This window comes from Desulfobulbaceae bacterium, assembly GCA_013792005.1.
In the GTDB taxonomy this organism is placed as follows: domain Bacteria; phylum Desulfobacterota; class Desulfobulbia; order Desulfobulbales; family VMSU01; genus VMSU01.
Genome location: VMSU01000166.1, coordinates 1 through 14,394 on the forward strand (window position 1 = coordinate 1; position 14,394 = coordinate 14,394).

At 48.0% G+C, this 14,394-nt stretch carries 19 protein-coding genes; 5 read left to right on the plus strand and 14 right to left on the minus strand.

What is annotated here, in order from left to right; translation table 11 throughout:
* From FP815_10400 to FP815_10420, 5 genes are all read left to right on the plus strand, one after another.
* On the plus strand, positions 1-1,134 hold a 1,134-nt coding region (locus FP815_10400), incomplete at its 5' end, for a 2-oxoacid:acceptor oxidoreductase subunit alpha (protein MBA3015345.1).
* Position 1,135: 1 nt separating this feature from the next.
* Complete coding sequence (locus FP815_10405; GenBank protein MBA3015346.1) at positions 1,136-1,942, plus strand: 2-oxoacid:ferredoxin oxidoreductase subunit beta; 807 nt, start codon at positions 1,136-1,138, stop codon at positions 1,940-1,942.
* Positions 1,942-2,487 (plus strand): 2-oxoacid:ferredoxin oxidoreductase subunit gamma, encoded by a 546-nt coding sequence (locus FP815_10410; protein ID MBA3015347.1) that lies wholly within the window; start codon positions 1,942-1,944, stop codon positions 2,485-2,487. The genes FP815_10405 and FP815_10410 overlap by 1 nt, the downstream gene beginning before the upstream one ends.
* Before the next feature lie 263 nt (positions 2,488-2,750).
* Entirely contained in the window at positions 2,751-3,614 is an 864-nt protein-coding gene (locus FP815_10415) for a kinase/pyrophosphorylase (protein ID MBA3015348.1), read from the plus strand.
* Positions 3,615-4,023: 409 nt separating this feature from the next.
* Positions 4,024-4,245, plus strand: a complete 222-nt coding sequence (locus tag FP815_10420; protein ID MBA3015349.1) for a NifU family protein — start codon at positions 4,024-4,026, stop codon at positions 4,243-4,245.
* 30 nt (positions 4,246-4,275) lie between these two features.
* Here FP815_10420 and FP815_10425 read toward each other — a convergent pair whose 3' ends face one another.
* The 14 genes from FP815_10425 to FP815_10490 form a co-directional block, all read right to left on the minus strand.
* On the minus strand, positions 4,276-4,740 hold the full coding sequence (locus tag FP815_10425; protein ID MBA3015350.1) for a 23S rRNA (pseudouridine(1915)-N(3))-methyltransferase RlmH: 465 nt from the start codon (positions 4,738-4,740) through the stop codon (positions 4,276-4,278).
* A 79-nt stretch (positions 4,741-4,819) separates the two neighbouring features.
* Entirely contained in the window at positions 4,820-5,200 is a 381-nt protein-coding gene (locus FP815_10430) for a YkgJ family cysteine cluster protein (protein MBA3015351.1), read from the minus strand.
* Positions 5,201-5,367: 167 nt separating this feature from the next.
* Positions 5,368-5,916, minus strand: coding sequence for a YqgE/AlgH family protein (locus tag FP815_10435; protein MBA3015352.1), 549 nt, complete (start codon positions 5,914-5,916; stop codon positions 5,368-5,370).
* 135 nt (positions 5,917-6,051) lie between these two features.
* Positions 6,052-7,059: a hypothetical protein gene (locus FP815_10440; protein MBA3015353.1), complete on the minus strand. Its 1,008-nt coding sequence runs from the start codon at positions 7,057-7,059 to the stop codon at positions 6,052-6,054.
* On the minus strand, positions 7,049-7,735 hold the full coding sequence (locus FP815_10445) for an ABC transporter ATP-binding protein (protein ID MBA3015354.1): 687 nt from the start codon (positions 7,733-7,735) through the stop codon (positions 7,049-7,051). Before FP815_10445 ends, FP815_10440 begins: the two co-directional genes overlap by 11 nt.
* Before the next feature lie 11 nt (positions 7,736-7,746).
* Positions 7,747-8,841, minus strand: a complete 1,095-nt coding sequence (locus FP815_10450; protein ID MBA3015355.1) for an FtsX-like permease family protein — start codon at positions 8,839-8,841, stop codon at positions 7,747-7,749.
* Between the two features lie 81 nt (positions 8,842-8,922).
* Positions 8,923-9,210: a hypothetical protein gene (locus tag FP815_10455; protein MBA3015356.1), complete on the minus strand. Its 288-nt coding sequence runs from the start codon at positions 9,208-9,210 to the stop codon at positions 8,923-8,925.
* Between the two features lie 192 nt (positions 9,211-9,402).
* On the minus strand, positions 9,403-9,897 hold the full coding sequence (locus FP815_10460) for a hypothetical protein (protein MBA3015357.1): 495 nt from the start codon (positions 9,895-9,897) through the stop codon (positions 9,403-9,405).
* Between the two features lie 74 nt (positions 9,898-9,971).
* Positions 9,972-10,493, minus strand: a complete 522-nt coding sequence (locus tag FP815_10465; GenBank protein MBA3015358.1) for a TlpA family protein disulfide reductase — start codon at positions 10,491-10,493, stop codon at positions 9,972-9,974.
* 30 nt (positions 10,494-10,523) lie between these two features.
* Positions 10,524-10,955 carry a rhodanese-like domain-containing protein gene (locus FP815_10470; protein ID MBA3015359.1) on the minus strand — a complete coding sequence of 144 codons (432 nt, stop codon included), beginning with the start codon at positions 10,953-10,955 and terminating at the stop codon, positions 10,524-10,526.
* 218 nt (positions 10,956-11,173) lie between these two features.
* Positions 11,174-11,785 (minus strand): molybdenum cofactor guanylyltransferase, encoded by a 612-nt coding sequence (locus FP815_10475; protein ID MBA3015360.1) that lies wholly within the window; start codon positions 11,783-11,785, stop codon positions 11,174-11,176.
* A gap of 30 nt (positions 11,786-11,815) precedes the next feature.
* The gene (locus tag FP815_10480; GenBank protein ID MBA3015361.1) at positions 11,816-12,484 is read right to left on the minus strand and encodes a response regulator transcription factor; all 669 of its coding nucleotides are present in this window, start codon (positions 12,482-12,484) and stop codon (positions 11,816-11,818) included.
* Positions 12,485-12,691: 207 nt separating this feature from the next.
* Positions 12,692-13,330, minus strand: coding sequence for a hypothetical protein (locus tag FP815_10485; protein ID MBA3015362.1), 639 nt, complete (start codon positions 13,328-13,330; stop codon positions 12,692-12,694).
* 18 nt (positions 13,331-13,348) lie between these two features.
* Positions 13,349-14,386 carry a cytochrome C biogenesis protein gene (locus tag FP815_10490; GenBank protein ID MBA3015363.1) on the minus strand — a complete coding sequence of 346 codons (1,038 nt, stop codon included), beginning with the start codon at positions 14,384-14,386 and terminating at the stop codon, positions 13,349-13,351.
* Between the last annotated feature and the right edge of the window lie 8 nt (positions 14,387-14,394).

The window sequence follows — 14,394 nt, forward strand, 5'->3', positions numbered from 1 at the left end:
CGATTTTTCCAGGGGAACGAAGCCTGTGTCGAAGGGGCTCTTTATGCCGGCCTTAATTTCTTCTCTGGTTATCCGATTACTCCTTCAACCGAAATTGCCGAACTCCTCTCTGGGCGACTTCCGCAAATAGGTGGTAAGTTCATTCAAATGGAGGATGAAATTGCCGCGATGTGTGCCATAATCGGAGCTTCACTTACTGGGAAGAAAGTCATGACTGCCACCAGTGGCCCGGGTTTTTCTTTAAAACAAGAGGCAATCGGTTATGCGTGCATGACAGAAATCCCTTGTGTAATTGCTAATGTTCAAAGAGGAGGACCATCAACGGGTAATCCTACTCATGTCAGCCAGGGAGACATTAATCAGGCTCGCTGGGGAACCCATGGAGACCACTCAATTATCGCCCTGACCGCCTCAAATCATCAGGATGTGTTCAGGATGACCGTGGATGCCTTCAACCTGGCTGAAACCTACCGCACTCCGGTTATTCTCCTTTTTGACGAGGTTATCGGTCATATGCGGGAGAAACTTATCCTTCCAGAGGCAGGGGAGATAGAGATTGTTGATCGGTTAAGGACTTCTGTCGCTAAAGACATTGACTATCACCCGTATCTGCCACGAGAGGACGGTCGGTTGCCAATGTCTGATTTTGGAGGAGAACATCGGTATAATGTTACGGGTCTTTTTCATGACATGTGGGGGTTCCCTTCAAATAATCCCAAAATTGTCAATGGTTTGTTGCGGCATCTTGTTGATAAAATAGAGAATAATGTTCATTCCATTACCCGACATAAAGAACATTACATGGAAAATGCGGACTATATTTTGATCTCTTATGTTTCTTCTGCCAGATCGGCAATCCATATGGCTAAGAACAGAAGAAACAAAGGAGAAAAAATTGGCGTGCTTGAACTCCAATCGCTGTGGCCATTTCCAGGAGATCTGGTTCGGGAGAAATGTGTCAATGCCAAAGCAGTTCTCGTGGTGGAGATGAATATGGGGCAGATAATGGCTCAGGTTAAGGCAGTGGTCTTAAATCCCGACCGGGTTTTTCTTGCCAATCGTATCGACGGAAATCTGATCACGCCTTCAGATATTAAAAAACTTCTTCGGGTTATCCAAGGGAGGGGTGTATAAGATGGAGGTAAAAGATTATTTACGCAAAAGGTTCTTTCCCCACATGTGGTGCCCCGGCTGTGGTCACGGAACTATTCTCAATGCGCTGATTCGTGCTGTTATTCAACTGCAACTGGATAAAAATGAGATTGTCATGGTTTCAGGGATCGGCTGTTCGGCGAGAATCTCCGGCTATGTTGATTTTCATTCCCTCCACACCCTACACGGTCGGGCTCTGGCCTTTGCCACAGGGGTTAAATTGAGTCAGCCGAGGCTGAAGGTTATTGTCCCCATGGGCGATGGCGACGCCCTGGCGATTGGCGGTAACCACTTTATTCACGCGGCTCGCAGAAACATTGACATTACCGCCATTGTTATGAATAACCGAATTTATGGGATGACCGGCGGACAATTTTCTCCTCTTTCCGGGCCTGGAATCAAAGCGACCACTGCCCCATACCGGACAATTGACAAATGTTTCGATGTGGTAGAACTTGCGAAAGCGGCAGGGGCATCATTTGTGGCCCGTTCAACTGCTTATCATGTCAAGGAAACGACGGAACTGCTCAAGAAGGCCATCCTCCATAAAGGTTTTTCGGTGGTAGAAATTTTGTCTCAATGTCCGACCCATTACGGCAGAAAAAACAAGGAAGGTGATGCCGTCAGCATGTTAGAGCTTCAGAAGAATACTACAGCCAAGCTCGAGTCCAAGGCGCTGGAGAAAAACCCCGACCTCATTCCCCGCGGTATATTTGTCGAAAAAGAGCGCCCGGAGTACTGTGAAGAATATGATAAGTTAATCGAGCAAGCGATGAAGGAGGCTACTTGATGAGCAGGTTAAGAATCGTACTTTCCGGCTCTGGGGGGCAGGGAGTGATTACCGCAGCCATTATCCTGGCAGAGGCTGCGGTAATCCATGAGGGCAAAAACGCCACTCAATCCCAGAGTTATGGCGCTGCGGCACGCGGAGGGGCAACTCGCAGTGATATTATCATCTCTGATGATGAAATCAATTTCCCAGAAGTCACACAACCAAATATCCTGGTCTGTTTGACCCAAGAAGCATACACCACCTGTTCACCCATAATCCGTCCAGGGGGAACCTTGCTTGCCGATAGCCGGCTTGTGCACACGACTCGAAACGTTGACGCCAAGCAGATCGAACTGCCGATGCATGAAACAGTCATGACGCAAGTTGGCAATCCGGTGGTATTCAACATTTGCGTCCTTGGGGCGCTGGTCGGTATTCTCAATATCGTACGTCCGGAATCCGTTTTGGCAGCGATAGCCGTTCGGGTACCCGAGAAGTTCCTCGCGATCAACAACCGGGCCTTTGATCTCGGCCTCAATCTTGGAACTCAGCACCGCAGATAATTTTCGATAGCAAGCCGCCGTTATTTTCCTGCCTAACGTTCGGCGTATTCAGAAGGTAATCGTTCACCAGAAGCGTCGAACGTGCGGATTTCACCGAGCTGTAACCGTTTGCCGGGTGCCCCAGATGCGCGAAAGCGGTCTGCGAAGTGTGCTCGTTGCACATGAGCAGGCTGATGACAAGGCAGATGGGGTGCCCGGTGAACGGTTACCTCAGAAGTCCGCTGCGCCCACCAATTATCAAGAACATTTTCCCGAGGTATTTTATGTGGAAATCAAAAGACATCTATTACGTCTCCGACAGTACCGGCATCCTGGCAAACAACCTTGGTCAATCTCTGATCTGCCAATTTCCGGAAATAAGCTTTCATGAGGAGAAATTTCCCTTTATCAAGACTGTCGCTGATGCGCAAAAGACGATTGACTATATCATCAGGCAATCCGTCGGGCGGAGGCCAATTATCTTCAGCACCTTGGTCAGCCCCAAGCTTCGGGCTATTTTCAATCATCCGGAAGTTGAACTGTTTGATGTTTGTGACGTGTTTCTGGAACGGCTTGAACTGTGTCTTGAAGCCAAAGCATTAGGACTTCCCGGTTATTCCCGGCATGCCGACGACGGGAGCATGTCCAAAAGGGTTGAGGCAATTCATTACTGTCTTGGTCATGATGACGGCACCAAGTTTAATGAGTACCATGAAGCCGATGTTATCCTGGTGGGGGTGTCGAGGTCAGGAAAGACGCCGGTAAGCGTTTATCTAGCGACCCACATGGGATTAAAAGCGGCTAATTATCCTTTGACCACCCAAAATCTTGACAATTACTCTCTGCCGGATGGTCTCCGCAGGAATCGAAAAAAAGCAGTGGGGCTCACCATTGGCCCGGAAATCTTGAGTACAATTCGTGAAAAACGTTATCCAAACAGCAACTATGCCAAACGTTCGACTTGCGTACAGGAGCTGCAACAGGCGCAGCAGATTTTTCAAAAATATAGTATTCCAGTTATCAATACCTCTGGGAAATCCATCGAAGAACTTGCCACTCAGATAACTCAGGAAATCGGACTGTCCAAAAAGACTGACGACTTAACCCCGGAAAAATTCACCCTTGCTTCTCGTATAGAAGGACAATAAATTGAGATGCTCAGGGGGGGGAACTGTGGTTCTGGGCTAGAAATTTCTATCGACAAGCCTGCCTCCCCCAAGTATAAGAATGAGGGAAATATTGAGTACTACTGTCGTAAGTGTTCAGATCAATTAGATGATTAGTTCTACTTGGTCACATTATGCCACCAGCGATCAACTGAAACCGTACCCATTTGCGACACGTGGACCAGTTCATGAACAGGGCTATTTAACGAAAATTCATGGGGATATGGGCCGGTTTCACGAATTTGCAGTAGATTTATGTCTAAATCCGACAGGCTCCTAGGGTGAAGGGAAACAGAAAATGGCTGAAAGCAGTCTCATGGCCAATAAATATTGCCAATCTTTCCGCCAGTAAAGCTGTATAGTTATTGAGCGTTAATAAGGAGAAGAATTTATGCGAGACCAAGTACAGTCCGCACTTGACAAGATGCGCCCTACCCTGCAACAGGATGGTGGCGATGTAGTGTTGGTGGATGTGAGCAAGGAAGGGGTAGTCAAGGTGCAGTTAACCGGAGCCTGCAAGGGGTGCCCGATGTCTCAGACAACAATAAAGAACGGGATCGAAAAATTTCTTAAGACCGAAGTTCCCGGGGTAAAAGAGGTTGTTCAAGTGTGAGGCGGAGTTTGTTCTCACCCTGGCAATTAATCATTTGTGGTATTTTGTTCCGGCCAGAATAGTGAACGACCGATAGACTTGCTCCAACAGAATAAGCCGCGCCATTTCGTGGGTAAACGTCATGGCAGAGAGGGAAAGCACAACATCTGACGCCGACAGAACTTCTGATGACAGTCCAAGCGAACCTCCGATGATAAAACTGACGGTGCGCCGATTTTGATCCTGCCATTGCCTGAACAACTCGGCAAACATCTCCGAATCCACCCGCCTGCCGGTTCGATCAAGCGCTACTACCAATGACTTCTGCTCGACCTGCTCCAAGAGATCACGTCCCTCTGTTTCAATTCTCACCGCATCCGCTATCTTTCCTTTGCGTTCCTTGATGATCTTGATCCGTACAGGACAGTACCTGGAAAGACGTTTTTGGAAATCAGCAATACCTTGATTTAGATACTGCTCTCCAGTCGGTCCCAAAAAAATACAATCGATATTCATGGCATCCGCTGTCTTTGATCAGCTACCACCGGCCTTCTCAATTCTGTAGGGAGGGAATTTATGATCTTCCCAATAGCCATCAAGACTTAAGATCCGTAAGTTGTGAACAAAACTCCTCATAACTTATATCCTTGCTAATTCCCGGACACGAGGCGCGAATAGTTTCAAAATTATTTCGATCGAGTAGAATTGCCGGGTGCAGTGGCCACTCGGTACAGCGCCAGGGTTTACCAGGGTGAACGGTGCAGCCGCCATTATAAAAGATGCAATGACCATCCACGATTCGCATCTGGACGACATTATCGTTCTCTCGCAGGTATCTCTCTTTGAGTTCAGCAATCGTTAGCTTCAAATAGGCCGCCATCCGGGTGAGATCCCCGGAATCGAGCGATACTGTGGTCTCGCCGTGACAACAATAACCACATTCTCGGCAATGAAAAATTTTCTTGTCTTCAGGCATTTTTTTGTCCTCAGGGCATTTCTAGTAACCGTTCACCAGGAGCACCGAAACTACAGGTAACCCCGGAACTGTAAACATTCACAGCGCTGCTGAACGTTTACCATTTCTACTCTGATCAGCAAGGGGCTGTGTTGCCTGTTAGCAGTAAAGCATTTCATCCTGACAGGTTACGCCGAGCCAATCTGATCATTAAATAGAACAATATCAATTCCAAAACGCTGGGCAGCCTTGTGCCACTTATCGCGGTCTGGGGTTTCAAAAAGGATGGATTGTTCAGCCGGCAGACTCAACCAACCGTTGACGCCTAATTCCATTTCAAGCTGACCTGGGCCCCATCCAGCGTAGCCTAGTAAAAAAATATAATGAAGAGGGCCTGTTCCTCGAGCTATATCGTGAAGAATCTCTGGGTTACGCGATAGCATAATCCCTTCCCCAACATCTAAGCTGTGTTCACTCATATAATCTGCTGAGTAGAGAAAAAAAGCACACTCTCCATCAACCGGCCCACCGATGTATACAGGCGGCCACTCCCCTTCAACTGCTTCAATATTAGCGCTTTTTAAAATATCGTCCAAGGAGTGAGGACTGGGTTTATTGAACACAAAACCCATAGCGCCATTTTCATCGTGGGAGCAGAGGTAGATGATCTGCTCCTTAAACCTGGGATCTGGCATTTGTGGGGTAGCAAGCAGAAACGTCCCCTTTAACGATTCGATACTGTGATATTCAGACAAAATACCATCTCCCATAAGACATTATCTCACAATGAAACCGTCTATTAGCAAAGGAGATCAAGACAAACAAGATATTTTTACCGAATAGTTCACTTTCCTGTATGTAAACGGTGCTTCTCATCTCTCCCCTCCCAGAAAACGGTATATCACATAATGATAAGAAACGATCGTTACAAAGAGCATTAACATGATTGAGGACAGCAGCACTGCACTTTTTTGAAATCGGCCAATGACGTTATCCAGTCCAAGCCGACCCGGGATTAAACAGACAAGAGCGGAAGCAATTCCAAAAAAACCGGCAGGCAGCATAGTGCCATACATCAAAAAACCGATATACCCGTACTCTGGTTTCAAGATGCAAAATGGGCAGTGATGATATGGCATGGCGTAGACATAGGATGAAAAAACTGTCGTAATCGCCACAAATGAGAGTCCGATAAAACAGAGCCAGAGAACGCCGTTGACCAGCAGCAGCGGCATCATGAGTTTTCTGAATAAAAAATGCCCGCAGGTGGCAAGAAGAGCGGCAAGGCAATAAAAAGCGATGAGTACCTTGTCTTGCGGCACAATCCCCAGCAAATTGCCGTCACTGCCGCCTCCTTCACCAAAAACCACCGCACAGCATGAGGTGATAATGTCGGGCTTGAGGTTGGCAATATAGAGAGTCTGAGTAATCGCATCGACAATCAGTAAGGGCAACAGACAGACCAGGAAGATATATTTTGTCTTAAGTAACGGGTAGCGCTCTGAGCTGATATCGAGATAATGGAGGACAATCCAAAATCCATAAAAGAAAGCCCCTACCAGCTTGAGATACAGCGCCGGCAGTCCAAAGGGGTTGGCTGTCAAAGCACCAGTGGCGCACATCGCGCCACTGATGACCTGACTGAAGTTGTCGGCGGCTGAGGTGAACAGAACTAAAGAAAGAATCTGAAAGCCTAAGGCATACTGAACCAGGGTGGACGAGAGCCAGGTTTCGTTTTCAAGACGTATCTGACGAGGACCGTCACTGGCAGGATCCCAGTAGCGGAGAACGCTAAGGGCTGTTCTGCCGGCAATGCCAACCAGAAACAACGCTGCCAGGCTAAGCAGACATAAGGCGACACTCCAGGGGTTAAGGAACATGAATCATACCCTCGTCGATGGCAACAATCCGTTCCACCGCGGGATGATTGGTGATCAATTGATCGTGAGAGGTCAAGATAATGGTTTTTCCGTTACGTTGAAGATCCTTCATGATTTCCATGAACGCCAGGCTCAAGGCGTGATCCAGATGTGCCGTCGGCTCATCAGCCAAGATAATCGGAGGATCGTTGATCAAAGCCCTGGCAATGGCCACCCGCTGCAACTCTCCTCCAGAAATCTGCAGCGCCGGAAACTGAGCACGATGGCCAATCGACAGCATCTCCATCAATCTCCCAGCCCTCTTATTTCGTTCCACAGGGGCAACCCCCAGAGGCATCAGCGGTAAGGTAATATTTTCTAGTACCGTAAGCGCTGGTAAAATATTGAAATGTTGGAAGATGAACCCGATGGTGTTGCGACGATGAATGGTAAGATATCGATCTGGCATCCTGGAGAGCTGCTGACCAGCAATGGCAGCTCGACCGCTAGTGGGAGGAAAGACGCAGCCGATAATCGAGAGCAATGTGCTCTTGCCGGAACCGCTTGCCCCCTTCAAGCAGGTCATGCTCTTGGCAGCGATAGTAAGATTGATGCTGCGTAACGCTCGAACCTCGTTGGGCTGACCGTGATTGTATACCTTAGTAACATTTTGCAGTTCGATAAGCGCTTCTGTCATGGGTTCCACGGTTAATTCAAGGCAGAATCGGCACGGATGATCGCCGAACGCCAAGCCGGAATGACTGTCGCTGCCAGGTAAGGCACGACGGTCAAGCAGAGGACGAGGATAAACTCGCTTAAATCGACAGACGGGATCAAACGCAAGGCGGGGTGGAGAACCGACCATCCCAACATGATAGGCCTAAAGAGGGTGGCATCGAAGAAAGCGACATGAACATAGGCCAGGGTATATCCCACCAAAAATGCCACCAGAGAGACAATCACCGCCTCCCAGAATCGCAGGGTCAGGATATCTGAGGTCTGCCAGCCGACAATCTTCAGCACACTGATCTCTTTTTTCTCCTCCGGAGTAAGGCCGGACGCCTTGTCCCAGGCAAAGATAATAAAAGAAGTCAGGGCTGTCAGCAGACAGATAGAGGCAAAACCGCTTCTCCAGCCAAAAACCGCCTGATAGGTTTTTTGAACCTGCTCTCTGGTAACCACACGGGTATCAGGGAGCAGTGAGGCTATTTTTTTAGCAATGGTTGATACTTCTTTAGGGTTGGCAACAGTTACGCATAAGTCAGTGACCATATCGTCTGACAGCGCAAAGAGATCTCGCGCATCACCCAGAGGCATGAACAAGGAGTCATAGGTCAAGAGATCGGTCTCTGGTTTGAATGTGCCGACGATGGTGAAAGATTTCAAGGTAAGATCGGGCCGAAATAAAGAGAATAATGAACTTCCTGAGCCAGCCAATGCTGATCTTGCTCCCTCTCCGACAACGGTCTCATGAGTTCCTGGTGAATTTCCTGAGTCAATAGCTCGGCTCAACTGATCACCAAGAGGCATGGCTGATGGATCGAGTCCCAGAATCGTAAAATTGGCGCCGCTGATTTCGTGAAAGTAGTAGCCCCACACTCGGGGAGTGATCGATCGTATCCCGAATATCCCGGTTAGTTTCTCCATATAATTGACCGGGATTGATTCCTGACGTCCCGCTTTCATCTTCTGGATTAAGATTTCCGGGGCATAGGAAAGGCTCTCACCGGCAGCAACGGTAAGCGCCTTGGTGGTCATCTGAAAAGAGGCCAGAAGAAAGATAACAGCCGCAAAAACGACCATAACCCCCAGAGATTTATAGCGTCTTCTCCAGATGGCAGATAGGGAGTAATCAATAATATTAAGTTGCTTGGAAAACACGATTTACCGTTTTGAAATTGGCTCGGCCCAGAAGGAACCGGAAGGGAAATGTTCAATAGCGCCAGGATGATCCATAAACGGCACTACCATGTCGGTTACAGCAGGATGGCGGGTGTATCTCGCTTCAGTGGCAAGACTTAAGTCGGTCAGGCCTAGGGCCGAAACGACAACTTGGCGAGTCGTGGCATCAGTTTTGTGCTGTGCGGTCCGGGATTGCCAGTGACCGAGCAAGATGACATCGGTCATCAACAGGGCAGCAAGAAATAAGAGGAAAACAGCAATTGGACGCATTGATTATTTGTAATCGTTCACCAGAAGCGTTGAACGTGCGGATTTCACAGGGCTGTAACCGTTTACCGGGCCCCCAGATGCGCGATTTATATTGACCCGCTTCGTCGGGCAATAAAACGGTCTGCGAAGTGTGCTAGTTGCACATGAGCAGGCCGTTGACAAAGCAGATGGGGGCCCGGTAAACGGTTACGATTATTTCATCGTCTGGCCAGAACGCATGGACTCTACCAGGTCAGCTGTAATCTCGGTGAAAGGAAGTATCTTTTTCCCCTGATGATCCTTGCTGAAGGCCTCAGCCGCCTCTTTGGTGGCGAAGGGAATAAATTCTGAGCCCATCGGGCCAGTTGTGTCACTGCCCACCACAAAGAACGCCTTTTTGCCATCGACTGAAGTCAGTGTGTAGTAGTCTTTAACGAGATACTCGTTAGGTGTTGTCCCGGCGTCAGCGCCATATTTCTGGGGGGAAAACGAAAAGGCCATCATATCCTTGACCCCATCAAAATACTTACTGGAGCCATCACTCATGATGATCTGACAGACCCATTCGGGATATTTTGCGACAAACATTCCGCACACAGAACACCGAGTACCTTTATCCAAGCCCTTAATGTCAATGGCAAAGGCTAGGTCTATGGCACAAACAGACAACAACAAGGTCAACATAATCCGGGGCAGGGAGGTCTTCATGGATAGGTCTCCAATAGTGAGTACTGGTGGATGAGCTAGGCTTAACCACCAATTGTTAAACTGTCTTGATTAAGCTACTCAAAAAATGACAGCAACAGAGAATCTAATTGTTCTTTGCTTACCCCGCCGAGGATGGCGCCGATAATCTTGTGCTCAGGATTTAAGACAACCGTTTGGGGGACAATTTGAATCCGGTATTGATCAGCAATCTTTCGCTCAGGATCAAGGACAACGGAAAAGGTGATTCCTAAATCACTCACGAATTTTTCTACATCATCAGGACGTGGAGCTGTATTAACATAAATCACCCCCAGACCCTTGTCTCGATATTTCTGGTAATACTCATTAAAAACCGCTGTATCTGCCCGACAATACTTGCAGTCGGGAAGAAAGAAACGAATAACAACTGGCTTGTTCTGATATGTGTCAAGGGTTACCATCTCCCCGTGAAGATCGGGGACACTAAAAATCGGGGCTGGATCTCCCATCTTGAGAGGCTTTGCCACATCATTGCCGCAACCGGAAAAAATCATCCCCACGATCCCCAGCAACACGAGTATGCCGATACGCCCGGCTATTTCTTGGGTTTTCTTCATGATGCGTGTAAAGCCTCCATCGGAATTTTGTTAATAAACCACGGGAAGATTGGCCTTCTTCCAAGCATCTATTCCACCCTGGAGATTATAGATTTCCTTGTAACCCTTTTGAGACAGGATCTGCATGGCTGCGTAACTCCGGCCACCAACCGCACAGATCATGAGTATGGGACGATCCTTGGGGATTGAGTAATTCCCCTTCATGATATCCCAGAAAGGGATCAGCGTCGAATCAACAATTTTCCCTTCTCGAAGTTCCTGCGGCGAGCGGACATCGATGATCAGCAGGTCTTTTTTGTTTTGTATCAACTCCATGATCTGGGCAGGAGGCAAGGAGACGTAGGTTGAGGATTGTGACTCCCCCGATGCAGTAACAGTGTCCGTCTTAGCATCTGTCTGACTGGGGTTATTGGAACATGCCGCCAGCAATAAAACCAACAGTACAACAAATTTATTCTTCATACCTGACTCCGATTACTATTTAAGGGTGTTGAAAACAATGATGGTCTCGCAAAAAGTCACGGGATGGCTAAGCAAAAGGGCCGATATACAAGGCGCAGTGTGCTTTTGCGAATAAGGCCACACATATGGTGTGCCGAATGAGCAAAAGTGCGCTGCAACGCAGTAGATCGGGCTTTTTGCGACGCCATCAACAATGAGTGACGACCTGTTAACTTAAATCATAAATCCTGCTGACTCAGCAGATCCGGGGTATTGACATTTCGCCAGGCATCGCGCAGGGCGGGTGGCGGTTCAGCAACATACACCCCATCAATTTCGGCAAGGGAAGAGAGTCTCCACTTTTGCTGACTGGCCAACGTTTCAACAGCGGCAAAGAATTGAAAATCATACAGGGCCAATAATGGTTCATGACGGCCATCAATGTATGGGATTACGGCCTTCCTCCCAGATCGCTGTTGTTGCAGCAGCCAGTTGAGGGCATCAAGCGAAATTTCTGGCATGTCACAGGCACAAGCAATGATCGTGCTCCAGGGAAAGGAACGCATAGCAGACAACAACCCTGCTATGGGGCCTGAGCAGCCAGGGACATCAGAGAGCCTTGGGAGTGTGCACTCCCCCATATCTCCTTGACCGACTACGACCACATGATCACACACCTGAGCAAGGGTAGACGCTGTCATCTGCAGCCAGGTTCGCCCCTCCCTTGAGATCAGATGCTTGGCATATCCCATGCGTGAACTACTGCCACCGATTAGAATACACCCCACAATCAATGGCAAGAGACTTGGGCGTTCAGAAATTTGACTGACGTTGGGAACGAGCTTCTTCATGTTCCCATGCTCCCTTTTTCAGCGCTACAGTTATTGGGGGGGTACGATAAAACCTTTTTGAATGGCATATTTAATCAGTTCAGCCGTGCTCTTAATGTGGATCTTTTTCATGATATTGGCACGATGATGCTCAACCGTGCGAATACTGATGGAGAGCATTTTTGCGATGTCTTTACTTTTGTTTCCCTCTGCGACCAGGGTCACCACCTGCTTTTCTCGAGTTGTAAGAAGTTCATGGGGAGCGTGTCCCTTGATCCGCATGGCCATATGGTCGTGGGGCGTAATACTGGCAGCGAGTGATGGGGCAATATAGAGTTCTCCGTCAAGACATCTGCGAAGCGCAGTCAATAGCTCCGTGTCGGAATCCTCTTTCAGGGCATAACTGTCAGCCCCGGATTTAATGGCGCTTACCAAAAACTCCTTGCTGCTGTGCATGGTCAAGATCAGGATTTTAACTTTGGGACACAGCTTTTTGATTTGGGGGATGGCATCAATTCCTCTGATTTTGGGCATGGAGATGTCCAGCAGAATAATATCAGGGCAATCCTCCTCAAGAAAATGGAGCAACTCCAGTCCATCCCCAAAATCACCCACAACTTGCAGGTACGGCTGGCCATCAATAACTTTCTTCAAACCCCGACGGATCAAGACGTGATCATCTGCCAAGACAATACGTCGTGGCTTTACGGTTAGCGGCATGGTTGACCTCTCCTTGTATCACTCTTCATCCTCATCTCGTGCCATGAGGATGAGTCAACAAAACCCAGTATTGCGACTTAAATAGCTCAACAGAGCTTCATCGATTCCTGGAAAATAGAATTAATAAATTACTTTTATGTAAGAGACAATCGGATTTTACGAACAGTGTAACTATTCAACAGCGCTGTATCCACTCAATTTTCTTGCTCAAGAAAGATCTTCATTCTCAGAAGAATTCTCTTGAGAGAACCCGCCTGCCCACTTAGCAATGGCAGGAGAGTAGAAACAGGCTGTCATGCCGAACACTGTCGCAACGGTGGTAACCCAGAACAACGCCAAATGCAGGGCATGATTCTTATACAAGAAGAGATCAAGAATGAAAAGAACCAACCCTAAATGCAAAGACGACGAACCGACCCGCAGCCAGTAACCTTTACGTTCAAAATTCAGCCGCCCACTCCCTGCCAAGGCCATCACCAGCACCAACAACTGCAAGGAAAGAGTGATACCGAGGGTGACCATCAGCGCCATCACCACACCGCGAAACCATGTTGTCACAAGCACTACTATCAATAGAGCGAGGGCAAAACGGTTCAGCCACTCGGTGGGTAGCAGACGCTTAGGGACGCAAATCGCCAGAAGCACGATCAAAACAATGATAAACGGGCTCACTAGTTGATTCATCCATTCCATGTAAGCACCCTTGGTGACTGGATCAAGTTGCTGTAACTGAGCGAATTTAAAATAAAACATCCCGTACACACAGATACCTGAAATAACCGCCAGCACCAGCGCCGTGGCAAGAATCAAATAAAAATCATACGAGTTTTTTTTCTCTATGGTCATGGTAATAAGGTTTTTTGCTTATTGGAAGGTGTGTTCGCCTGGGAAATAAAAGGACGAGATGAAGGTAAAGATCATCGCCACAAAACAGACTATGCCGAGGATTGAGGTGAAGTACCACATCAACTTCTTATTGGCATAGAGCCGGGTGTGCAGATAGGTGCTGTAGATCGCCCACATCATGATTGATGAACAGATCTTGGGGTCCCACCACCAGTTGGGCCCCCAGGCCTGCAAGGCCCAAGGGTAACCGAGGAGCATCCCCAAGGTCAGCATGAAATAGCCAAATTTGGCGCTATCATAGCCTAAGGTCTCTATCTCGACATCACGTTTGACCAGCATGAACACCGAAGTAATAAAGGTGACGGTAATGGCGCTGTACGAGAGAAAGAGCATTGGCGGGTGGAGCCACATATAATGGGTATTGTAATAAAAGATCATCCGCGGATAAAGACGCATGAATTCGCCAAACATCTGTCTCGGGTCATCTCCAGCTGCGTACCAGGCACCAATCTCGCTAAAGAATTTCGGTAATGGTTGGGAGAAAGGATTGGCAAACCAGTAGAGAATAGAGATCTGGAGAGTAAGAAGAACCACCAGCGCCCCTTTGAGGCGATGGCTTGCTGTATGGAGAAAAGCAAAAAAAGCCATAAAAGAATAACACGTGAACCAGAAGTAGTATTTTTCGTTTTCAACCCAAAGAGGGATGACATAACGGGGGGGGTGAGCAGGATCGAGCAGGGGAAAGGCATACTGGGCTTGAGCATTAATCAGCTCAAGTTGTTGATTGACAAGAGGAACTATCGCTTCGGGAAACTCTAAGGGCAGAGTCTGATAGATTTGGTAATGAAGCCAGCAAATCAGCACAAACCCTGCCATAAAGATCAGATTGATGCCAACAAAAGTCCATTGCAGCACAGGAAACGCCACCGAATCCTTCCTTGATACATTCATTACTCCCATAATCCCGCCCAAGAGTGAGAAGGCGAGTAATGCGATCATGATTCCCTGGCCAATATAAGAAAATGGCCCGGTAATGCTTTGCATGATAAGGTTCATGAAAAAGT

What these genes read in the sequence shown, in the direction of transcription:
- FP815_10450 (MBA3015355.1), bottom strand. Translation starts at nt 8,841, where the DNA reads ATGGTCGTTTTTGCGGCTGTTATCTTTCTTCTGGCCTCTTTTCAGATG.
- FP815_10410 (MBA3015347.1), top strand. Translation starts at nt 1,942, where the DNA reads ATGAGCAGGTTAAGAATCGTACTTTCCGGCTCTGGGGGGCAGGGAGTG.
- FP815_10415 (MBA3015348.1), top strand. Translation starts at nt 2,751, where the DNA reads ATGTGGAAATCAAAAGACATCTATTACGTCTCCGACAGTACCGGCATC.
- FP815_10475 (MBA3015360.1), bottom strand. Translation starts at nt 11,785, where the DNA reads ATGAAGAAGCTCGTTCCCAACGTCAGTCAAATTTCTGAACGCCCAAGT.
- FP815_10460 (MBA3015357.1), bottom strand. Translation starts at nt 9,897, where the DNA reads ATGAAGACCTCCCTGCCCCGGATTATGTTGACCTTGTTGTTGTCTGTT.
- FP815_10455 (MBA3015356.1), bottom strand. Translation starts at nt 9,210, where the DNA reads ATGCGTCCAATTGCTGTTTTCCTCTTATTTCTTGCTGCCCTGTTGATG.
- FP815_10425 (MBA3015350.1), bottom strand. Translation starts at nt 4,740, where the DNA reads ATGAATATCGATTGTATTTTTTTGGGACCGACTGGAGAGCAGTATCTA.
- FP815_10480 (MBA3015361.1), bottom strand. Translation starts at nt 12,484, where the DNA reads ATGCCGCTAACCGTAAAGCCACGACGTATTGTCTTGGCAGATGATCAC.
- FP815_10445 (MBA3015354.1), bottom strand. Translation starts at nt 7,735, where the DNA reads ATGACAGAAGCGCTTATCGAACTGCAAAATGTTACTAAGGTATACAAT.
- FP815_10440 (MBA3015353.1), bottom strand. Translation starts at nt 7,059, where the DNA reads ATGTTCCTTAACCCCTGGAGTGTCGCCTTATGTCTGCTTAGCCTGGCA.
- FP815_10490 (MBA3015363.1), bottom strand. Translation starts at nt 14,386, where the DNA reads ATGAACCTTATCATGCAAAGCATTACCGGGCCATTTTCTTATATTGGC.
- FP815_10430 (MBA3015351.1), bottom strand. Translation starts at nt 5,200, where the DNA reads ATGCCTGAAGACAAGAAAATTTTTCATTGCCGAGAATGTGGTTATTGT.
- FP815_10470 (MBA3015359.1), bottom strand. Translation starts at nt 10,955, where the DNA reads ATGAAGAATAAATTTGTTGTACTGTTGGTTTTATTGCTGGCGGCATGT.
- FP815_10465 (MBA3015358.1), bottom strand. Translation starts at nt 10,493, where the DNA reads ATGAAGAAAACCCAAGAAATAGCCGGGCGTATCGGCATACTCGTGTTG.
- FP815_10485 (MBA3015362.1), bottom strand. Translation starts at nt 13,330, where the DNA reads ATGACCATAGAGAAAAAAAACTCGTATGATTTTTATTTGATTCTTGCC.
- FP815_10420 (MBA3015349.1), top strand. Translation starts at nt 4,024, where the DNA reads ATGCGAGACCAAGTACAGTCCGCACTTGACAAGATGCGCCCTACCCTG.
- FP815_10405 (MBA3015346.1), top strand. Translation starts at nt 1,136, where the DNA reads ATGGAGGTAAAAGATTATTTACGCAAAAGGTTCTTTCCCCACATGTGG.